This window comes from Streptococcus sp. bf_0095, assembly GCF_004166885.1.
In the GTDB taxonomy this organism is placed as follows: domain Bacteria; phylum Bacillota; class Bacilli; order Lactobacillales; family Streptococcaceae; genus Streptococcus.
Genome location: NZ_RCYU01000001.1, coordinates 179,174 through 199,770, shown reverse-complemented (window position 1 = coordinate 199,770; position 20,597 = coordinate 179,174). Strand labels below are relative to the sequence as shown.

The 20,597-nt window shown below is 43.7% G+C and carries 18 protein-coding genes and 1 pseudogene; 1 reads left to right on the top strand and 18 read right to left on the bottom strand.

Annotation, left to right across the window (positions count from 1 at the left end):
* Positions 1-327: 327 nt before the first annotated feature.
* From trxA to EAI95_RS00970, 12 genes and pseudogenes are all read right to left on the bottom strand, one after another.
* A complete protein-coding gene (trxA, locus tag EAI95_RS01030; protein ID WP_006595996.1) occupies positions 328-642 on the bottom strand; it encodes a thioredoxin in 315 nt (104 codons plus the stop codon).
* 94 nt (positions 643-736) lie between these two features.
* Positions 737-3,807 (bottom strand): annotated as a pseudogene (locus EAI95_RS01025) (CocE/NonD family hydrolase).
* A gap of 114 nt (positions 3,808-3,921) precedes the next feature.
* The gene (locus tag EAI95_RS01020) at positions 3,922-5,922 is read right to left on the bottom strand and encodes a peptide ABC transporter substrate-binding protein (RefSeq protein WP_129821936.1); all 2,001 of its coding nucleotides are present in this window, start codon (positions 5,920-5,922) and stop codon (positions 3,922-3,924) included.
* A 109-nt stretch (positions 5,923-6,031) separates the two neighbouring features.
* The gene (gene trpA / locus EAI95_RS01015) at positions 6,032-6,817 is read right to left on the bottom strand and encodes a tryptophan synthase subunit alpha (protein ID WP_129821935.1); all 786 of its coding nucleotides are present in this window, start codon (positions 6,815-6,817) and stop codon (positions 6,032-6,034) included.
* A 2-nt stretch (positions 6,818-6,819) separates the two neighbouring features.
* Entirely contained in the window at positions 6,820-8,022 is a 1,203-nt protein-coding gene (gene trpB / locus EAI95_RS01010) for a tryptophan synthase subunit beta (RefSeq protein WP_129821934.1), read from the bottom strand.
* The gene (locus EAI95_RS01005; RefSeq protein WP_129821933.1) at positions 8,019-8,600 is read right to left on the bottom strand and encodes a phosphoribosylanthranilate isomerase; all 582 of its coding nucleotides are present in this window, start codon (positions 8,598-8,600) and stop codon (positions 8,019-8,021) included. The genes trpB and EAI95_RS01005 overlap by 4 nt, the downstream gene beginning before the upstream one ends.
* A complete protein-coding gene (gene trpC / locus EAI95_RS01000; protein WP_129821932.1) occupies positions 8,587-9,354 on the bottom strand; it encodes an indole-3-glycerol phosphate synthase TrpC in 768 nt (255 codons plus the stop codon). The genes EAI95_RS01005 and trpC overlap by 14 nt, the downstream gene beginning before the upstream one ends.
* Positions 9,351-10,355 (bottom strand): anthranilate phosphoribosyltransferase, encoded by a 1,005-nt coding sequence (gene trpD / locus EAI95_RS00995; protein WP_129821931.1) that lies wholly within the window; start codon positions 10,353-10,355, stop codon positions 9,351-9,353. Before trpD ends, trpC begins: the two co-directional genes overlap by 4 nt.
* A 64-nt stretch (positions 10,356-10,419) precedes the next feature.
* Positions 10,420-10,986, bottom strand: coding sequence for an aminodeoxychorismate/anthranilate synthase component II (locus EAI95_RS00990; protein ID WP_129821930.1), 567 nt, complete (start codon positions 10,984-10,986; stop codon positions 10,420-10,422).
* Entirely contained in the window at positions 10,983-12,338 is a 1,356-nt protein-coding gene (gene trpE, locus EAI95_RS00985) for an anthranilate synthase component I (protein ID WP_129821929.1), read from the bottom strand. Before trpE ends, EAI95_RS00990 begins: the two co-directional genes overlap by 4 nt.
* 490 nt (positions 12,339-12,828) lie before the next feature.
* Positions 12,829-13,866 (bottom strand): M42 family metallopeptidase, encoded by a 1,038-nt coding sequence (locus EAI95_RS00980; RefSeq protein ID WP_129821928.1) that lies wholly within the window; start codon positions 13,864-13,866, stop codon positions 12,829-12,831.
* Between the two features lie 325 nt (positions 13,867-14,191).
* Complete coding sequence (locus EAI95_RS00970) at positions 14,192-14,800, bottom strand: hypothetical protein (protein ID WP_129821927.1); 609 nt, start codon at positions 14,798-14,800, stop codon at positions 14,192-14,194.
* A 229-nt stretch (positions 14,801-15,029) separates the two neighbouring features.
* On the opposite strand from EAI95_RS00970, the gene EAI95_RS00965 reads away from it, so the two are divergent.
* A complete protein-coding gene (locus EAI95_RS00965; RefSeq protein ID WP_129821926.1) occupies positions 15,030-15,725 on the top strand; it encodes a VIT family protein in 696 nt (231 codons plus the stop codon).
* Positions 15,726-15,765: 40 nt separating this feature from the next.
* On the opposite strand, the gene EAI95_RS00960 is transcribed toward EAI95_RS00965, so the two are convergent.
* The 6 genes from EAI95_RS00960 to EAI95_RS00935 all read right to left on the bottom strand — a co-directional run bounded on the left by EAI95_RS00960 (position 15,766) and on the right by EAI95_RS00935 (position 20,597).
* A complete protein-coding gene (locus tag EAI95_RS00960) occupies positions 15,766-16,305 on the bottom strand; it encodes an NADPH-dependent FMN reductase (protein ID WP_023023759.1) in 540 nt (179 codons plus the stop codon).
* Positions 16,306-16,453: 148 nt separating this feature from the next.
* Positions 16,454-17,305: a VOC family protein gene (locus tag EAI95_RS00955; RefSeq protein WP_023027031.1), complete on the bottom strand. Its 852-nt coding sequence runs from the start codon at positions 17,303-17,305 to the stop codon at positions 16,454-16,456.
* A gap of 197 nt (positions 17,306-17,502) precedes the next feature.
* Complete coding sequence (locus EAI95_RS00950) at positions 17,503-18,585, bottom strand: HigA family addiction module antitoxin (RefSeq protein ID WP_023027032.1); 1,083 nt, start codon at positions 18,583-18,585, stop codon at positions 17,503-17,505.
* Entirely contained in the window at positions 18,578-18,916 is a 339-nt protein-coding gene (locus EAI95_RS00945) for a type II toxin-antitoxin system RelE/ParE family toxin (RefSeq protein WP_023027033.1), read from the bottom strand. The genes EAI95_RS00950 and EAI95_RS00945 overlap by 8 nt, the downstream gene beginning before the upstream one ends.
* A gap of 128 nt (positions 18,917-19,044) precedes the next feature.
* Positions 19,045-19,620 carry a hypothetical protein gene (locus tag EAI95_RS00940; protein ID WP_129821925.1) on the bottom strand — a complete coding sequence of 192 codons (576 nt, stop codon included), beginning with the start codon at positions 19,618-19,620 and terminating at the stop codon, positions 19,045-19,047.
* Positions 19,620-20,597 carry a hypothetical protein gene (locus EAI95_RS00935; protein WP_129821924.1) on the bottom strand — a complete coding sequence of 326 codons (978 nt, stop codon included), beginning with the start codon at positions 20,595-20,597 and terminating at the stop codon, positions 19,620-19,622. The genes EAI95_RS00940 and EAI95_RS00935 overlap by 1 nt, the downstream gene beginning before the upstream one ends.

Below are 20,597 nucleotides of genomic sequence, written 5' to 3'. Positions count from 1 at the left end.
GTTCTAGCCTTTTAATTGTCTTTTGATTGTCGAGCAAAAAGCAGTGGTTGAGTGGGCTCTACTACGCTGATTTCATCAGCTTTTACAGTCCTACTCAACTGTCGGAGGTGGGACGACAAAATCGAATTCTAACGAATTACCGATTTCTGTCCCACTCTCTTTCTTATATTTCATGGCAAACCACAGGTTCATTCTAACACCTTAGGAAAGCGCTGTCAATTCCTTATCTTATTCTGTTAACAAATTCATAAAAAGAAAAAACTCGCCCACTTCCATCATCGGAAATGAACGAGTTTGATTCGCTGAGAAGCAAGGGCTTCTTTTAACTTAGCTTAATTCTGCAACAATCGCTTTGAGTTGTTCTTTGGTATGAACACCAGCGACTTGTTTCACCACTTGGCCATCTTTCTTGAACAAAAGTGTTGGGATGGACATGATGCCGAAGTTACGAGCAGTGTTTGGATTTTCATCCACATCCATCTTAAAGATCTTCAAGTCATCTTCATGGATCTCTTCTGCCAACTGTTCCAAGATTGGTGCCTGCATCCGGCAAGGACCACACCAAGTTGCCCAAAAGTCCACCAAGACCAAGCCTTGGCTAGTTTCTTGTTCAAATGTTGCATCTGTTAGTACATGTACCATAGTTCCTCCTTTGATCAGTGCTTTCCACTAATCTCTCATTGATAGTTCTATTCTACACCAAAATTCAAGTTTTTAGAAATATTTGCTACGTTCCTCAGCCTTGGACATCTTCTTTCTTTTTCTTCCAGAAAAGAAGGCTAGACAAGAGGAGGGTACCTAACCCATAGAATCCTATCCATTCCTCTTCAGTGCCTGTTTGAGGAATCTGACCTGCTTTTTCTTGCGCTGCAACAACTGCTTTACCCGTCTCATAGACAAATGTTTGTCCATAAGCAACAGATAGAGATTCTGGTTTTGCAGTTTCTTTCTCAGCCGTTTTGACGAGAGGACGAAGATTTGTACTAGCAGGAATCTCTGATTTACCATATCTTTCAGGATCTGGAAGGACTGGCAGATGGTATTCTTCGATGTAATGAACTGCTGGTTCTACCAATTTGGCTCCTTGAATCTCTGGAAGGGCAGCATATGCTGTATCAGCTGCGTTAGGAAGATAAGTAGCTACTTGCGAACGCGTCCCTTCTACAATCGGAATGGTCGCACGGATCGAATCTGTCTTGAAGGTGACTTCATAAGGATTTTCAACAGTTAAGTCTGATGGATCATAGGTGTTAAAGACTAGGGCTAATTTGTGGCCCTTTTTAACTGTATAGAGGTTTGGTTGGAGATGGACCGTATAGTCGTGGAATTCTCCAACTTTTGGCTCGATACTATTTCTTGAGCTGGCTGAATCATAGCCAGACTCAGGGTTGGCCAGGTTGATCCATCCTTTGGCAATGACCTTGTATTTGGTCTTAATGGTCTCAAACTCTGCTACAGAGAGATTAGAAAGGTTACTTCCCATCCAGAAGCCATCTGCTTTTTTATCTGCTTTGACGCCACCGTTGCCAACCACATCAAATTCTTCATCCGAAACGTCGACTAAAAGGGCATTGATCTGGAAGTTTTTGCCTTTCCCCTTAGCCAGGGCTGCCTTGAAGTGTACAGGGATATGCCCTTTGATAGTAGTATCTTCTGTCACCTCTGACACAAAGGTCATGTTGGCTTTTGAAGATCCTTGGCTCACAGTTTCGTTGCGTTTAGCAATCTCTATGCCAGCTCCTGCGTAATCGCTTGAAATCGTCTCTTCCAAGCGTTTCGACTGGGCATTAAGGAAGAGGCGTTGCGAAGTCTTCCAGTTATCATAAGTAGTCCACTTGCTTGGGTCATAGTTGTTTTGAGCTAGAACCGCTGGCAAGTTTTCGACGTGATTGTCCACGCCATAGAGGTAATGGGTCAACCAGGTATTGAGCAGGTCATAGAAATCTTGGCCATTGGCCTGGATACCATAACCACGAGACATGGCTGCTGGATAGACGTGGTCTCCCTGGTGGAGATAGAGCTTGACATCTTGGCCTGCCTTCTTGAGGGCATCGTACATGAGTTCAAAATGCTTGGTTTTAACGTTGTCATCATTCAAGCCGTGAACCAAGAGGGCGCTGGTCTTGAATTTTTCAGGATGAAGGGTATAATCCCGTTCCTTCCAGACATCGCTGTAATTGCGTTCGTGCGCATTTTGATCCTTGTTGAGCTGGTTGATATAGTTGGCATAATTTTGCCAAATACCAGCCCAGTCTTTTTCATCTAGAATCCGAGTCCCGACATAGAGGGATAACCAAGATAAATCACTATATGGTGGGTTCCCATAGGCTGTTCCTTGACTATTGAAATAATCATACCAAGAAGCAATCCCAGCAGCTGGTACGATGGTCTTTAGACCTTCGACTCCTGTACCTGCCACACCAAAGGTCGTGGTTCCAGCCCAAGATAGACCGGTCATGGCAACATTTCCTGTAGCCCAGTCTGCCTTGATTTCGACATTGCTGGTCTTATCGGTGTAGGCCTTGCGTTTGCCATTGACCCACTCGATAATATTCTTAAAGGCATTGATTTCGAGGTCAGACCCTGTGGTGTTAAATCCTTCTGATCCCTTGGTACCAAGTCCTGCACTAGAGATAAAGGCATAGCCTCTGACCAAGAAATAGTCGTACCAGTTGAGATTTTCGTAGTCATAGATATACTCGTAGGGACTGTAGTAATACCAATCCGAAGCCTTAGCCTTCTTAGCCGCATCTACAGTTGATGAGTTTCCTACAGCTTGTCGTTTAGCTGGTTGCTCCCGCAGCTTCTTCATATCATAGGAGCCATCTGTCGGCAAGCCCAAGCTTTCAAGGGTCACATAGTTCTCATCCAAGGTTCCTGCTACATAAGGACGTGCTTCCAGAATGGTCGCCGCCTTAAAGTCTCCCCTGGCAACTGCCTTAGGCAACTGGACAATAGCCTTGACTAGGTCCAGCTTGCCATCTGCATCTGTATCGTAATCGGTCTCCACATAGACTGGGAAGCGGACGATTTCGCTATCCTCATAGTGATAGTTTTCATCTGATTTTTCCCCACTTGTATAAGGGAAGATGGGTTGAGCCCGCCCATTTAAAAAGAGAGGAGCTTTCTTTTCAGAGCGATAGGCATCATAGAGTTTCTTAGCAATGCTATACATATTGGTCAGCTCTTCTTGACTGACCTTGCGGTTCAAGTCCTCTTGAGTACTGATCATTCCTAGACTCTTAGCAAAGCGTTCCCGATCCGCACCGATTGACCGACCTGTTTGGAATCCGTCGCAGCCCACTGAAGCAATTCATCAACAGCATTTTGAACCGTTAATTCCTTATCCTTGAGCTCACTATTTGCCAAGCTTCCTGTGTACGAGGTTAAAGCTTGTCCTGTTGCTGGAGTTGATGTTCCCGTCGAAGCCGCCGGACTAGCTGGGACACCTGCCCCCTGAGGTGCCTGTGAGAGGTTTGTTTTTTCAGTTACCGTCACGGTCTTTTCTTGTCCAACTGGCTGGTCAGCCTTCTCCGTCTCTGCCGGAGCAATTGGACTCGGTCCTGCAGCTTCAGAAGTCTCTACTTCCTTCTTAGGATCCACACTTGGAGCGGATGCAGACGGATCTGCCTGACTCTGGGAAGCTACTCCTTCAGATGCTACAGGCTCAGGAGCCACCTGAGTCACGACTTCTTTCGTTGGAGCAAGCTCTGGCAGGTTCTCATCTGCTGCCACCACTTGATTTAAGACAAAGGGAGCTAGTAGCAGGCTTGAAGCCACCATGGACACCACTGTTTTCTTTTTCATAAAAGAGACCTCACTATTTTGTAATCAATACAGCTATTATACTATGTAAGCGCTTTTATAGCAAATTCTAAACAAGAAAAAAATCGAGGCAAATTTGCCTCGATCAAAAGATGTTTATTTCACATGATCTTTTAATTCTTCTTGAGCTTTTTGGTTAGACTCTGCTTGCTCTTTCTTCCATTTTTCAAGAGCTTTGTTGTAGTCTTCGGTTGTTACAGCCTTGTCTTGAAGTTCCATACCTTTATAGACAACGTTGTCCTTCCCTTTACCACCGGTCCAGCCAAATGGTGCTGAGAATGGTACAACACGAGTCAAGAATGGACGACCAGTCTTAGAAGTGGTTGGGATGACCAAAGCACTATCTGTCAACCAAGCTTGAGCTGCAGCATATTTCTCATAACGTTTGTTAAGGTCTTGTGTTTCAGCTCCTGCTTCTGTTACCATCTTCTCAAAGTCGTACAAGCCAACTTTCTTAGCTGCCTCATTGTTTTCGCTTGGGTCAAATCCAAGGAAGGTACGAGTGTTTTCACCAGAAGAAGCTTTCAAGATATCAAGGTAAGTTGATGGGTCTTGATAGTCAGGGCTCCATCCAACGTTATCTGAGATATCCCAGTCTTCGTCTTCTGCTTTAGCAGCAAAGAGGGTTACGTTCAAGAGGTCTTCTTTGGATACCATATGGATATCGACAACGACATTTTCTTTTCCAAGCGTACTTTCAACCGATTGTTTGAAGGATTGAGCACGTTGAACCTTAGATTGAGTCGTTTGGTCTACTGGCATATCCAAGTGGATTGGGAATTTCACGCCATCTGCTTCAAGTGCAGATTTCGCTTTGGCAAACTCTTCTTTGGCTTGTTTTTCGTTGTAAAGACCATTCTGACCATCGTCAAGATTTGCATCTTTCCACTCGTCTCCATAAGTCACCAACTCAGATTTAACCATCTCACCGAAGGTCTTGCCATCAGCTTGAACGAATGTAGGTGGGATGTACAAGTTACGGATCAGTTTGCTTGCTCCATCTTTCCCATTTGCTTGGGCAGCATAGGCTTCACGGTCAAAGGCAAAGCTGATGGATTGACGGAAGTCTTTGTTCAAAAGAGCTTTCTTAGTAGATGATTTTTCTTCATCTGTTGTTTTTGCAGTGTACTTGTATGACTGACGGTCGATATTCACACCGATAACGAAGGTGCTGGCATCTTGAGGAGTGTAGATGATTTCATCTTTAAATTTCTTAGCTTGGTCTGTAAATCCAGGTCCAGTTGGGAACAATTTAGCAAGGCTAAGAGCGTTGTCCTCAAATGAGTTCGCCAATTTACTTTGGTCTTGACCATCATAGTACTCGAGCTTAACATCTGTGATGTGAACATTGTCCTTATCCCAGTAGTTTTCATTCTTGCTCATCTCGATAGATGATTTAGAAGTGAAGCTCTTCAAGATGTATGGACCATTGTAAAGAAGAGAGCTAGTATCACTTGCTTGGGCAAATTTATCCCCTTTTGATTCAACGAATTTCTCGTTGATTGGGAAAGTGATTCCAAGAGTCAACTTAGAATTCCAGAAAGGCTCTGCTTGGTTCAAAGTGATTTGAAGGGTATGATCATCAACTGCTTTAATGCCTACATTTTTGAAGTCTGAAGTCTTACCTTCAACATAATCATTCAAGCCCTTGATAGAGTTTTGAATGATGTAGAGCATTTCAGACTTGTGGTCAGCGGCATACTTGATCCCTGCAACGAAGTCATCTGCTGTCACATCCGCATACTCTTCCCCTTCTGAATCATACCATTTGGCATCATCACGAAGTTTGTAAGTATAAGTCAAGCCATCTTCTGAAACTGTCCAATCTTTAGCAAGTGAAGGAATCAAATTCCCATACTTGTCGTTTTCAAACAAACCATCAATCAAGTTTCCTGTGATTTCGTGGGTTGCAGCTTTACCAGATGTGATGTAGTTCAAGTTTTCAGGTTCTGTCTCATAGACGTAAGAGAATTTTTGACCTGACTCACTTGATTTTGAGCTTGAGCTTGATGATTTAGAACCACCAGAACATGCTGCAAGAATACCTGCTGAAAGAAGAGCTACTCCTGCAAGAGCAATGACATTTCTTTTTTTCATTGTTTACTCCTAATAAATTTTTAAGGTTGTCTTAAGATTATACCACAAAGATTTTCAGAAGAGAAGTAATTTTCTGAAAATTTATTAAATTTTGTAATTTTTCTTATCCTTAGCATTTATTAAAGTGTGAACCATAGTCTACAAAAGCCTTAACATCGCTGGTTTTGCCCTCATGAAGGTCCCGAACAATTTTTGACCCCACGATGACACCATCTGATACCTGATTAAAGCGTTGGATATCTTCTTGGGTGGAGACCCCAAATCCTGTCAGAACTGGAATAGTGGCCAAGTCTCTCAAGGTCGCTAAGTGCTGATCCAAGTCGTCCCGGTAGTTGCCCATCTTTCCAGTAACCCCATTGATGGCTACCGCATAGATAAAGCCTTCTGCTTCTTGGATCAAGGCCTTTTGGCGTTCGATGCCTGTGGTCAAACTGACCAAGGGAACAAGGGCAATATCACTCCCTTCCAAGTAAGGTGCTATCATATCCGCATGCTCATTTGGCAAGTCGGGAATGATCAAGCCTTTGACGGAGGTAGAAGCCAATTCTTTTATAAAGGCTTCAATCCCATATTGGTAGACTGGATTGATATAGGTCATGATGACCAGGGGAATCTTGGTCTCTTGTTCTTGGAGTTTTTTTACAATAGCGGTTAAGGTCACTCCTTTGGCCAAACTGCGTTGCCCAGCCATCTCGATGACTGGCCCATCCGCTACAGGGTCCGACCAGGGAATCCCCACTTCAATAGCCGATGCCCCACTTTCCTCCAAGAGCTGAATTGTCTCAAAAAGCCCATCTAGTCCCTTCTCATGATCCCCCGCCATGATGTAAGGGACAAAAATTCCACGCTTGCTGTCTTTAATAGCTTGTAAATGCTGAGTTAGTGTTTTGGTCATCTCTACTTCCCTTCTGCTTCAAACCGTTCTTTCACCTGCATGACATCCTTGTCTCCACGACCAGATAGACAGATGATGAGATGTTGGTCCGGAGTCATTTTTGCTGCGACTTTTTGCGCTAGAGCGATAGCATGACTGGACTCCAATGCTGGAATGATCCCTTCCAAACGAGAAAGCAACTTAAATCCTTCGAGGGCTTCTTCATCCGTGATGGAATCATAGCTTGCCCGGCCAATTTCATTAAAATAGCAATGTTCTGGACCCACACCAGGATAATCCAATCCAGCAGAGATAGAGAAAGCTTCCATGATCTGTCCATGGGCATCTTGAAGCACTTCCATCAAGGCTCCGTGAAGAATTCCTGGACGACCTTTGGCAAAGGTCGCCGCGTGTTTGTCCGTATCCAAACCAAGACCAGAAGCTTCTGCTCCGTACATGGCTACTGATTCATCTTCTACGAAAGGATAGAACATGCCAATGGCATTGGAGCCCCCACCGATACAGGCTAGGACCGCGTCAGGAAGTTTTCCACCTGAGATTGCTGCAAACTGACGTTTGGCTTCCTTACCAATCACAGATTGAAAATCTCGGACAATCTCTGGGAAAGGAGCTGGTCCAAGGGCAGATCCCATGATGTAGTGAGTATCATCAATCCCAGCTACCCATGCACGAAGGGCCGCATTGACCGCATCTTTCAGCACGCGCGATCCGTCTGTCACACTATGGACTTTTGCTCCCAAGAGCTCCATCCGAAAGACATTGAGGGCCTGGCGTTTGACATCTTCTTCTCCCATATAAATGGTACACTCCATCTCAAAGAGTGCTGCTGCCGTCGCTGTCGCAACTCCGTGTTGACCAGCCCCTGTCTCCGCGATGATCTTCTTCTTGCCCATCCGTTTAGCCAGCAAGACCTGACCAAGGGCATTGTTAATCTTGTGGGCCCCTGTATGGTTGAGGTCTTCTCGTTTCAGGTAGATTTGTGCTCCTCCGATGTGCTTGGAGAGGCTTTTGGCGTGGTATAGAGGAGTCTCCCGTCCTACATAATTCTTGAGCAAGTCATCCAATTCCGCTTGAAAGCTTGGATCTGCTTTGGCTTCTCGGTACGCCTTATCCAGTTCGATCACGGCTGTCATCAGGGTTTCTGGGACAAACTGGCCCCCAAATTTTCCATAAAACCCTTTTTCATCCGGTAGTTGATAGTTCATGCTTTCGCTCCTTCTATAAATGCTTTTATCTTTTCTATATCTTTGTGTCCGTCTGTTTCGACCCCTGAAGAGACATCCAGGGCATAGGGCTGAAAGGTCTCTCGAGCTTGGCGGACATTGTCCACTGTCAAGCCCCCTGCAATAAAGAAGTCCTGCCGGATCTTCTGATCTTTCAGCAAGTCCCAATCAAAGGTTTGCCCACTCCCAGCTACTGGAGCATCAAAGAGTAGATAATCTGCCTGGCTTGACACTTGGGCTTCCTGAGCACTGAGCTGGATCGCGCGAATGACGGGAACTGAAGTCTTTGGTATCAGCGCTTCATCAAAGGTTCCATGAATCTGAACCATGTCTAAGGGAACCCGACCAATCGCTAACTCTAAGTCCTCTAGACTCGGTGAGACAAAGACTCCGACAATTTTGGTTTTACCAGTCACCCGTTTTGCCAATTCCTGGGCTTGCTCCAGACTGACTTGCCGCTTGCTCTTAGCGAATACAAAGCCGATATAGTCTGCTCCTGCTAGGACAGCCGTCTCCACGGCTTCCGCTGTAGACAGGCCGCATATTTTAACCTTTGTCAATTTGTAACTCCTTGACCTTTTCTGCTACATCTCCTGCTGTCATGAGGGCAGTCCCTACCAAAATCCCATTAAAGTAGGGAGCGACTAGAGCCGCATCTGACCCATTAAAAATAGCGGACTCCGATATATAAACCGGCTGGTCTTTGAAATGTGTGGACAATTCAAGACTGGTATTTAGATCCGTTTCAAAGGTGACCAGGTTCCGGTTATTGACCCCGATAATCTCCGCCCCGATCCGATGGGCGATTTCGAGCTCAGCTAAGTTATGGGTCTCTACAAGCACTTCCAAACCTAGCCCCGTCGCAAAGTCGTAAAGTTCTTTAATCCGGACTTCTGGCAATGCTGCGACAATCAAGAGAATGACCGTCGCTCCGGCATTACGAGAGCGGACGATTTGTTTCTCATCAATGATAAAATCCTTGGCCAAGGTTGGAATCGACACTTGGGAAGAAATCTCACAAAGGTAGTCTAGATCTCCCTTGAAGAAGACTTGGTCCGTCAGGACTGAGATCATGGCTGCCCCGTTTTCTTCATAGGTCTTGGCTTGAGCGACAATATCCACATCCAAGTTAATATCCCCCATACTAGGGCTGGCTTTCTTCACCTCAGCGATAATCTGCAAGTGCTCTTGATGGCTCTTGAGAAAATCATAGAGACGGTAGGTCTGACGAAGAGGCTGGAGGTCTTCCATGACCAGTTGCGCCACTTCTTTTTCTTTTTGTTCTAGGATCGTCGGTAGAAAGGCTTTACTCATACTTGAACCTCTTGTAAGTGTTGCAATTTAGCAAGGGCAGAACCATCAGCTATCAATTGACGCGCAAACTCCACACCTTCTTTGATGCTTGCGACTTTTCCATTGGCATAAAAGCCAAGACCAGCATTGAGAACTGTTGTTTCCAGATAAGGGCTGGCTTCATTCTTCAAGACACTGAGGAGAATTTCTGCATTTTCCTTGGCATCGCCACCAGTTATTTCAGACAGCTCCACCTTGTCCATCCCCAGATCTTCATAGGTGAATGTATGCTGGCTGATCTTGCCATTTTCTAGCAGGGTGTAGGTATTGGTTCCATAAAGAGCCGCTTCGTCCATATTGTCAGGACCTGTGATGACGACGGCACGTTTGCGTCCCAACTGCTGGATGGCACGCGCGACAATCTCTTGCAACTCAACACGATAGAGCCCCATGAGTTGGGTTTCAAGATCCAGTGGATTGGCCAGCGGACCAACCAGGTTCATAATAGTTGGAATCCCCATAGCTTGACGAGCAGGGCCAATAAAGCGCATAGCCGGATGCATGGTCTGCGCAAAGATAAAGGCCAAGCCAACCTCGTCCAAGGCTTTAGAGAGAGTCTCTGGTGAGGCAGCCACGTTGATGCCCAGCGCTTCTAGGACATCTGCAGACCCTGACTTAGAAGAAACAGAGCGATTGCCGGCCTTAGCCATGCGGATCCCTCCAGCAGCCAAAACGAAGCAAACGGTCGTCGAAATGTTAAAGCTATAGGATTGATCGCCACCAGTCCCACAGTTGCACATAGCATCTGAAAAAGTCTCGGGCAATACCGTCGCATGGGCCTTTAAGGCGCGAACGATCCCCGTAATTTCGTCCGCTGTTTCCCCCTTGGTTTTGAGTCCCATCAAAAAGGCAGCGATTTGACTTTCTGATAGTTGGTTCTGCAAGATTTGATCAAAGACTTCTTGGACCTGCTCTTGCGTCAAGTCTTGGCGATTAGAGATTTGTAAGAATAATTCTTTCATAAGGGTTTCCTCTTGTCTTTTCTACACGATTCAATTGAAATTTTATCTGCTTGGAACTGCCGGTCTAGTCTAGGACGAGCTTCACAAAATTTTCGATCATTTTTAGACCATCTGGACTGCCGATACTCTCAGGATGATACTGAAGTCCGTAGATGGGCAGGCTCTTGTGTTGAATGGCCATGATTTCTTGGTCGTCCGTGGTAATGGCCGTAACTTCAAATTCTTCTGGCATTTGGTCAACGACGATAGAATGGTAACGCATGATGGGTACATCATTCTCAATATCTTTGAAAATGGGAGATGGCGTTTCAAAGGTAATCTGGCTTTGTTTGCCATGCATGACATTCTTAGCCAAGCGCAACTTGCCACCAAAAGTCTCCGCCAGGGCCTGGTGACCCAAGCAAATCCCCAACATAGGTTTTTTAGCTGCAAAGTCCTTGATCATGGCTTCCATTTTCCCAGCATCTGCCGGCCAGCCTGGACCGGGGGAGAAGACGAGGGCATCTGCCACCTCCGCCTGCTCATACAAGCGCTCGTCATCGTTTCGCAAGACCTCAACCTCTGTAAAAGTTCCCAAGTATTGGGCCAAATTATAGGTGAAGGAATCGTAATTATCCACTAATAAAATCATTGAACATCTCCTATTCTTGTCATCGATTTTGCCTTGTTAATCGTCTCGTAAAATTCATTCTCCGGAACACTGTCATAGACAATCCCTGCTCCTGCCTGGACATAAGCCTTTTGATTTTTGAGGATCATGGTCCGAATTGCAATAGCAAAGTCCATGTCCCCTGTCGAGGAGAGATAGCCGATTGCACCTGCATAGACTCCACGTTTTTCCTGTTCCAACTCATAGATCCGACGCATGGCCCGAATCTTAGGAGCTCCAGAGACTGTTCCCGCTGGTAGTGTAGCCTTAAGGGCATCCAGGGCTGTTAGGTGAGGAAGGAGTTGCCCCTTGACCACACTGGTCAGGTGCATGACATAGCGGAAATACTCGACCTCCATATACTTGGTCACTTCGACCGTCCCATTTTGGGCGATTTTCCCGATATCATTGCGTCCCAGATCCACCAGCATACGGTGTTCGGCAGTTTCCTTGATATCGTGAAGGAGTTCATGAGCCAGAGCTTGGTCCTCTTCTTCCGTCGCTCCACGAGGTCGAGTTCCGGCGATTGGATTAGTCGTCACCTCTCCTTTTTTCACCGATACCAGGCTTTCCGGACTGGCCCCAATGATCTGGTAGTCTCCAAAGTCATAGAAATAAAGATAGTTGGACGGATTGGTCACGCGCAAATTTCGGTAATAATCCAAGGGATCTCCCTCGAAGTCTGCTGAGAAGCGTTGACTGAGGACACACTGGAACATATCGCCTTCACGGATCAGCTTTTTGGCCTTAGCAACCATCTCCATAAAGACTTCCTTCTCGATATGGTTGGTGAAGTGCAGGGCCTGCAAGGCCTGAGGGGTGAACTCGTTGGGTGCTTGGGTTTGCAGATTGGTCACCACTTGCCCCAGTGATTGGCGGACCGCATCATTGCTTCGACCAGAGTAGATATTGTCTTCCACCACATAGACTTTTTCCTTCTTGTGGTCAAAAATCAAATAGGACTCGTAGATGAAGAAATGCATATCTGGCGTCCCGATGGTATCCCGAGGAATGGAGCCAATCTCCTCATAGACTCCGATCATATCGTAGCCTGCAAAACCGATGGCCCCACCAGCGAAAGGAAGATCAGACGTCAGCCCCTTGACCGTTACCTGGTGGAGGTAGTCAAAAGGATCTTGCTCCAGCACCTTGCCATTCTCATAAAGGATGCCATCCTGATAGGTCACCTCAAATACTGGATTGTAGGCCACGATAGAAAAGCGGGCATTCTCCTTCTCACGCGGGATCGACTCAAGGATGACCTTATGGTCACCTTTGACACGCATGTAGGCTAGAATGGGGGTTAAGGTATCAGCTGGTAAAATTTTTTTCATAGGAATTCCTTTCTTTTCCTAGGGACGAAGCGATGCAAGTCCTGATCCAAGCACATCCAATCCTCTTCGAAGTTAGCAAGCTGACCAACTTCAACAGAATACAAAAAACCTCACAGAGTAACACTCTGTGAGGGCATTAAATCGGGTTTAACACGGTACCACCTCAGTTAATGGTCAAAAGGGTAGAAAGCGACCATTATCTCTATCTCCTCTAACAAGGAGTCGCACGATAAGGGGTGCCTACCGAGAAGAATATGTGTTATCTTCTCCTACTCTAAACAATCAGCCCAATGTTCACTAACCCCGACTACCTGCTCACAATACCCGCAGGCTCCCTGAAAATCTTAGACTAGTTACTTTCTGATTTACTACATATTTTACTACATTTTTTTGGCTTGTCAAGAATTTTTTGACAGTTTATCCTAAAAAATCTACCCAGTCAACTCGACCAGGCAGATTCAATCCTATGTTTTAACCTTGAAAACGAAGCTTATTTGACCAAGTCGCTCTTGAGGTAGGCATCGACCATACGCTCTGTCGCCACCACAGAATCCACGTGCGTCCGCTCATAAGAGTGGCTAGACTCGATCCCTGCTCCGAGAAGACCATGCTTGACTTCTGCACCTGCACTCATGGCTGCAGAGGCATCCGAGCCATAGAAAGGATAGATGTCTAGTTTGTAAGGGATGTTTTGCTCCTTGGCCAAGGCCACCAAGTGCTGGCGGAAACCATAGTGGTAAGGACCAGAAGCATCTTTGACACAGATAGAAACCGTGTACTCGTCTGTCTGCTGGTCATCTCCCATAGCTCCCATGTCTACTGCCAAATATTCAACCGCTTGAGCTGGGATGCTAGAGTTAGCCCCATGTCCCACTTCTTCAAAGACAGAAAAGGCAAAGTGAGTCGTTACTGGAAGGGTCACGCATTCTTCTTTGTAGATGCGGAGAAGGTTGAGCAAGATAGCAGCGCTGACCTTATCGTCCAAGTGACGAGACTTGATAAAGCCCGTATCTGTGACGATAGTCCGAGCATCAAAACTGATAAAATCTCCCACTTCGATCCCCAAGTTACGCGTTTCTTTTTCAGAGGTCACTTTTTCATCCAAGCGCACTTCCATATTGTCTTGGGTCCGCTCTACTGTTCCTGCATCCTTGTAGACGTGGCAAGAGGTTTGGTGGACAAGGATGGTACCGGAGTGGGTCTTACCGGTATTGGCTACATGGACGGTACAGTTCTCCCCTTCGATCATGTTCCAAGGGAAGCCACCGATACGATCCAGCTTGAGACGGCCATCTGGCTTAACTGCCCGTACGATCGCTCCAAGCGTATCCACATGGGCCGTGATGTAGCGGTGTTGCTCGTCATTTTCCCCTTTGAGGACGACTGTCACACCCCCCTTAGCTGTCCGAACAGGGCTGTAGCCCATGTCCGCCAAGGTCTTGACCAGGTAGTTGGCCACTTCCTCTGTAAACCCTGTCGGTGATGCGATGGCTGTGAGTTCTTTTAGATATTCAACTGTTTGATTCATGAATTTCTCCTTCAATAATCTGCTAGTACGATTATAGCACGACTGCCCCTAAAAGACTAGCTCAGATAGATAGCAAAAAAAGGCTGGGACAAAAGTCCTAGCCTCTCAATTGTCTTTGGATTGTCGAGCAAGACGCAGTGGTTGAGTGGGCTCTACTACGCTGATTTCATCAGCTTTTACAGCCCTACTCAACTGTGCGGAGGTGGGACGACGAAATCGAACTCTAACGAATTACCGATTTCTGTCCCACTCTCTCTTTCTTTATTTCTTTTCAGATCCAATCTACAGCTGAGGAAACTGAGTCCCCACAGAGAAGACAGAGGCCTTAGCTACTCAAACCTCCAACAAACTTATAAGCAGTTACCAAAGCATTTGTCATGGTATCACGGGTTGCTTTGAAGGCCTCGATAAAGGCAGCACGGTGCTCTTCTGGGAATAGCGTTGTATCATCTCCAAATTGAGCAAGTGTTTCATTCACAGAAGCCAACTCTTCATCCATCTTCTTGATACCAGGTTCTATGGTCTTGAAGTAAGATTCTTGTTCAGATTTTGGCAACTTTTCTCCCAATTCATTGGCATGCTTCTTATAATTTTCAGCTAGTTTAGCATAAAGCGCCTTGATTTCCCCAATGGTTTTCGCATTTTCAATTTCTTGATCCGTTACCAAAACAACTTCTGGGGCTGTTGCTTGAGCGCCAGAGCCTGATGAAGACTGGCTGGAAGAGCTACTTGTATCATCCGTCAATTCAAATTTCTTTGATGAAAATGATTTCTTCTTAGATGAGGATGTTTTCTTAGAGGAAGAAGATTTCTTTTCCACCTTGCTAGAAGATTTCTCTGAAGAAGCCTCTGGTTTTGCAGTTTGATTTCCCGAACATGCGACCAAGGTCAAGACTGAAAGCAAAGTGATTCCACTTGCGACTAATTTTTTCATGGTTCTCTCCTATAAATATTTTTACTTTTGTAAATTATATCTAAAATTATTTCGAATGTCAAAACACTATAATATCTATATTTCCCTCTCTTACCTTAGGATTAACTCAGGATTAAATGGTCATTAGACTTTTCTTAAATTGTCGGACTTTTATCATTTGGGACAAAAGACTTGCAAACTGATAAACATTTAATTATAATCATTCTAAATAAGAAATCAGGAGAAAAGTATGACTGAAACAAAACATGGGGTTGATACCTCTTTTAACGACCGCTTAAATATCTTACGGGCTGGAGTGCTCGGTGCCAATGATGGCATTATCTCAATCGCTGGAGTTGTCATTGGGGTTGCCAGTGCGACCAGTAACCTCTGGATCATCTTTCTATCTGGCCTTTCTGCAATTCTAGCTGGTGCCTTCTCTATGGCAGGTGGTGAATACGTGTCTGTATCGACTCAAAAGGATACAGAAGAAGCCGCTGTGAGTCGAGAACAAGCCCTTTTGGACCGCGATCCAAAAGCTGCACGCGACTCCCTCTACGCAGCCTATATTCAAAATGGGGAATGCGAAACAGCTGCTCAAATCATGACCGAGCGGGCCTTTCTCAAACACCCTCTCAAGGCCTTGGTGGAAGAAAAGTATGGCCTAGAGTTTGAAGAGTTTACCAATCCATGGCATGCGGCTATGTCTAGCTTTGTTGCCTTTGTCCTCGGATCTCTTCCTCCCATGCTGTCCATCCTTCTCTTTCCCAAAGAAATCCGAATTCCCGCAACGGTGATCATCGTAGCCCTTTCCCTTCTCTTTACTGGCTACACCAGCGCCAAGCTAGGAAAAGCCCCAACCAAGCAAGCCATGATCCGTAACTTGGTCATTGGACTACTTACCATGGGTGTAACCTACCTCTTTGGACAATTGTTTAGTATTTAAAAAAGCCGAGACTTCTGTCTCAACTTTTTTTATACTTTTTTTATGCTTCCAATAGGGCCTGGGCTTGTTTTTCCAATCCTGCGATTGCTTCGTCTGTCAAGACCAATTCGCCTGTTGCCCAGGCTTCTGGGTTAACGGTTGTTCCTGTGAAGTCTCCCACTACTTGGGTACGAACGAATGGTAAGAGGGCTTGGTAGGCTGCAAACATTGGCTCGTGTCCAGCATTAGCAACTGAAGAGACTGTTACGATCTTGTCTTGAAGAGCAGATGGGCCACGAGTTTCTGAAAGATCAAGGGCACGGCTGAGCCAGTCGATCAAGTTTTTCACCACACCTGGAATGGCAAAGTTATAGACTGGTGAGAAGATCCAGATGGCGTCCGCAGCAAGGACTGCATCACGCGCCGCTTGCACTGCTGGCAAGGTTGGAGTTTCCAAATCTTGGTTCATCATAGGGATGTCCTTGTAGTCCAAGTACGTCACTGTTGCTTTTCCTTCAAGAAGGCTTTCTGCTTTCTCAGCCATTTGTTGGTTGAATGATCCTTGACGAAGAGATCCGACGATAAATAAAATGTTTTTCATAGATGTTTCTTCTTTCTGTTGTAATATCATTTGTTACAAGTACTATTCTACACGACCCAGATGTAAAGTCAAGAATTACATCTTGAATATTACTAGTTATTACTATTTTTTTATTTTTTCTCTCAAAAAGACAGATTTATCAAGTTTTCTAACCCTTTCTGACACGGGTGACAATCCCATCCGGGTCTGTAAACTCGAGCTCACTTGAGGTCAACCAGTTGACAGCTGCCTCCTGCTCTTTTGCTCGCTCTGCGATGGCAACCAGGTCTTCTTTCTTTTCTACTTGAACGACGTAATAGGCAAGACCAGGAAGGTGGGCTTCCCGTTTGGCCAAGTGCTTGCCAGCCCACTCATTGACTGCTAGGTGATGGTGGTAGTCTCCAGAGGCAATCCAGCTGGCAGATGGAACCGTAAACTTATCAGCTAATTCCAGCACTTTTTGATAAAAGGTGGACGCTGCTCGGCTATCTCTAACAGAGAGGTGGACATGTCCCATGCGGGTATCGGACGCTATCTGGAAGGGTTCCACCTTGCGCCCCATTTCATAGATCTCTTGAGCAGAGAGTTCTTCTGTCACCCCGATGATGCGACCATCCTCACGGATATCCCACTCCGCCACTGGCTTATCCCGATAGAGCTCGATGCCATTGCCCTCTGGATCTTCGAGATAGAGGGCTTCACTGTAGCCATGATTCGCAGCCCCGACAAAGGGAACGTTCAGCTCAGCCATATGCTTGAAGACATCCGCCAAGTCCTCCCGACTAGGTAGGAGAATGGCCATGTGATAGAGACCATAACTGGCCTTAAGAGCCTCAGTCCGATCCGTTTGGATGAGACGCACCAAGGGCTTGCCTCCAGCCCCAAGAAGGACTTCCTCCTCCGTCTGAGATTGGATCTCCAAACCTAGAATCTGCGTGTAAAAAGCGGTTTGGCGAGCCAGATCCTTCACATTCAGCACTACTTCTGCCAAATAAATCTTACTATTGTAGGCGTAGGTCATAGGTTTCTCCTTTTCGGTTCTATTTTGGTTGTAATATTTTGTATTACATCATTATACACTCTTTCATAAAAGAAGCAAGAAAAACAACTCGACAAAAAACCCTCCTTAGAAAACTAAGGAGGGTGAGTTATGATAATCCTTAACTAAACAGTTTACAGTCACATCAAGACACAAAATCCTATTCAGTCACCATTTACTTAAACAAAGTAATAGTTCACCTTCAACTCTCTGAACTGCTCATATCCAAGATACTGATCCTTCTGCAATCTTCCTAAAACAATACTAGGATGAATATCTATCTCCTCAGAAAAGCGAAGGATATCTGACTTATCAAAGTTTCCTTTTTCAACAAAAACTTGATAGTCTTCTGGGCTAATCAAGAGATCTTTTGCAAACTGGTCTGCCCGTTCCTCAGAACGACGGTAGGATTCACTATTTCCATCATCAGATGAAAAATCATTCTCCAGAATATGTCCTATCTCATGAAAGAGTGAGAACCAGAAAATATCGGATACTTTATTTCGATCAGTGAGTAAAAGCAAGGCACTACCATTACTGAATTTTTTAGTCGCTCCATTCAGATTAGCATTTGGCAACGCAGGTAGACCGACTAAAACAACACCACAGTCTAACAAGATATCAGACAAGCACTGAGGAAAGACTTCTGGGTCTTGTCTGGTCAACTTTCTCAAAGCAGGTAAGCTTCTCTCAAGCTTTCTGCGATTGAGCTTAGTACTCGTTACATCACGCGCTTTTTTAGACGCCAACTCCAGCATGATATTGGAGTTAACTATACTTTTGGTCGTGAATTCACGCGTATTCCGATAGCTGACTAGATGGTTAAAAGATGTAAGGTTTTCTAAACTTGCCACACCGAGAATCTTGCGAAGCTCGACAATCTTCTCCTTCAAGCTATAGCGTTTATCTGGAACGTAGCCTTCTGCCTTAAAATATTTGAAATCAATCATCTCACAGATTTCTTTCTCGCTACCTTCTTCTAGCTCTTTTTGTTCTACAATCTCTGCAACTTTTACATCATAAGCATTTTGAAGATTAAGCCAAGTTTGCATGGAAATTCCGCTTAGCTTGGCTAACTTATGAGCTGTCTCTTTACTAATGGACTCCTCAGCATTGACTAGCTTGCTGACAGTCTTTGCTGAAACTCCCAAACGCTCCGAAAATTCTTTCTGCGTTACATTATAATCTTCAATCAACTCTTCAACATACTGACCTGGATGAAAAGCAATCAGGTCTTTGTATTCAACAATTTTATTACTCATAGTGATTGCTGACCTCCTCTATTTTTAGGATTTCGATTTCAACAGGACTAGGAAATACCTTTTCTAGATCCTCTTCAAGAAAACCGACAATCAAACGATAGGAACTTTTTCGACCATCTATATCTAAAGCGAACTGCCCCTGTCTCTTTCCCTTGAGTGGGTGAAAGTGATATTTAGGAAAAGCTGTCACACTGGCCAAAGAATCCGCTGCTTCCAAAAAGGTAATCAACTGATGCAACTTTACCGCAATCTTATCCGAAAAATCCTTTTTCGCCTGTCTCAGCTCTGTGCACTGCTTTTTAACAGTTTTGTTTGTATAGATAAGCTTCATAAGTTCCTTTCTGTTATAATTAAATTACCTTTTAGGTAATTTAATTATAACATGAATGAACAATAAAAGCCAGCCAAAGCTTGACTTGGCTGGGATTATAGTTATTAATTTAGAATAAGAAATGTTACTTATTTTCTTTTTAAAATGTAAATTCCATCACCTAATCTATAACTAGTTAATTCTACATCTGTTGCTCTCGCTGTTTCTATATCATCAAACGAGAGATTTGTTATGATATGATGAGCGTGAGGAAAACCTGTAACTCCAAATATCTTAAACCCAAAAACTCCTAGAACAGGGTTTAGATAACTTGCATTACTACCAACATACATTAATCCAATCAAAAGAAATAACAATAAATTCATGATAATACTAGTTGTATTATTCATATCAAAAGACAGTAACGGAGTAAAATACGTAACAATGTAGTTCATCAATGAATCACTTTCCGGTGATATTTCCATTTTTCTCGGTATTTTGATACTTTCCTTACCGTCAAACTTAAATAATTTCCATAATTTAATAATTGAAATAAAAATTAGAACAACAAAAACTGCACGAATCAATTTATGATTGAAATCAAGAGCTATTAATCTCTCAAATGAGAATTTGGAATAATTAATATTACTAAAAAGAAGCCATAAGTATAGTGGTAGATATGAGGTGATAAACAATGACCATTTAGAAAAAAGATCTCGTTGCATTACATACGTCCTTCTTCAACAGTTTCAATCTCAGAAATGTAAGCTTTCACAAATGCATCTGATATAGCATTAATCAATTGAACACAATTTTTCTCATCAGTAATACTTAACTTTCCATTACTGAACGTAACATCTTCAATTTCTTTATAAAATTTATGATTAGGATCATTTTTTATAGTTTGTATTTTGTCAATATGTTTAACTGTTTCTGTAAAACGATTCGTATCAGAAACAATTTTAATTAACCTCGTAGCAAGTCTTTTACCATTGATCACTTTTGTTTTCAAAAAATTAATCGAAGCTTGTTCAAATATAGTTTTTATATTTGCATCAGTATTTAGAATTTCTGTTGCTTGCTCAGCAAATTTTTGATTCATTCCAAATATAGAATCAAATTTTGATTCTGCTTGATTGATTAAAATTTTTTCATCATTTACGATCATCAAATCAATCTTCTTGTTTAAACCAAATAGATTATTTTGTTCCCTTAATTCAATTTTACTATCCGTAAAATTACCAATAATCCACTTTTTTTCTAACTGAAATGCATTTACAAACGAACCAATGAATTTAAGATTAATTAAATCATCCTTTTTTATGACAACCAAATAATTGTGTAATGTTTTTTCAGTTTCACTACTCGAACTAAGTAGATGTTGTTGTTCATCATTAAATTTTGAAATTACAGATTGAATATTTCCGTAGTTCGACACCTCTACTTGCTCATGTACATTCTTATGCGTTACGACCGGATCATATGGTTTTATTTCTCGATTACTAAAAATAGATTGACCCATACTTTCAATAATTGATTTTATCACAGTTTCTTTAGTTTTTTTATCAGCATCTTGTTTATATAAAAAAATCTCATTTTTCTTAATTTTAATTAGAAAAATCTTAACATATTCATCAAAATCTGGTTGTTGACTAAAAGAAGCCAACCCGTTTTTTTCATCATTAATATTTATTGGAATCAA

What these genes read in the sequence shown, in the direction of transcription:
- trxA (WP_006595996.1), bottom strand. Translation starts at nt 642, where the DNA reads ATGGTACATGTACTAACAGATGCAACATTTGAACAAGAAACTAGCCAA.
- EAI95_RS01020 (WP_129821936.1), bottom strand. Translation starts at nt 5,922, where the DNA reads ATGAAAAAAAGAAATGTCATTGCTCTTGCAGGAGTAGCTCTTCTTTCA.
- trpA (WP_129821935.1), bottom strand. Translation starts at nt 6,817, where the DNA reads ATGACCAAAACACTAACTCAGCATTTACAAGCTATTAAAGACAGCAAG.
- trpB (WP_129821934.1), bottom strand. Translation starts at nt 8,022, where the DNA reads ATGAACTATCAACTACCGGATGAAAAAGGGTTTTATGGAAAATTTGGG.
- trpC (WP_129821932.1), bottom strand. Translation starts at nt 9,354, where the DNA reads ATGAGTAAAGCCTTTCTACCGACGATCCTAGAACAAAAAGAAAAAGAA.
- trpD (WP_129821931.1), bottom strand. Translation starts at nt 10,355, where the DNA reads ATGAAAGAATTATTCTTACAAATCTCTAATCGCCAAGACTTGACGCAA.
- EAI95_RS00990 (WP_129821930.1), bottom strand. Translation starts at nt 10,986, where the DNA reads ATGATTTTATTAGTGGATAATTACGATTCCTTCACCTATAATTTGGCC.
- trpE (WP_129821929.1), bottom strand. Translation starts at nt 12,338, where the DNA reads ATGAAAAAAATTTTACCAGCTGATACCTTAACCCCCATTCTAGCCTAC.
- EAI95_RS00980 (WP_129821928.1), bottom strand. Translation starts at nt 13,866, where the DNA reads ATGAATCAAACAGTTGAATATCTAAAAGAACTCACAGCCATCGCATCA.
- EAI95_RS00970 (WP_129821927.1), bottom strand. Translation starts at nt 14,800, where the DNA reads ATGAAAAAATTAGTCGCAAGTGGAATCACTTTGCTTTCAGTCTTGACC.
- EAI95_RS00965 (WP_129821926.1), top strand. Translation starts at nt 15,030, where the DNA reads ATGACTGAAACAAAACATGGGGTTGATACCTCTTTTAACGACCGCTTA.
- EAI95_RS00960 (WP_023023759.1), bottom strand. Translation starts at nt 16,305, where the DNA reads ATGAAAAACATTTTATTTATCGTCGGATCTCTTCGTCAAGGATCATTC.
- EAI95_RS00955 (WP_023027031.1), bottom strand. Translation starts at nt 17,305, where the DNA reads ATGACCTACGCCTACAATAGTAAGATTTATTTGGCAGAAGTAGTGCTG.
- EAI95_RS00950 (WP_023027032.1), bottom strand. Translation starts at nt 18,585, where the DNA reads ATGAGTAATAAAATTGTTGAATACAAAGACCTGATTGCTTTTCATCCA.
- EAI95_RS00945 (WP_023027033.1), bottom strand. Translation starts at nt 18,916, where the DNA reads ATGAAGCTTATCTATACAAACAAAACTGTTAAAAAGCAGTGCACAGAG.
- EAI95_RS00940 (WP_129821925.1), bottom strand. Translation starts at nt 19,620, where the DNA reads ATGCAACGAGATCTTTTTTCTAAATGGTCATTGTTTATCACCTCATAT.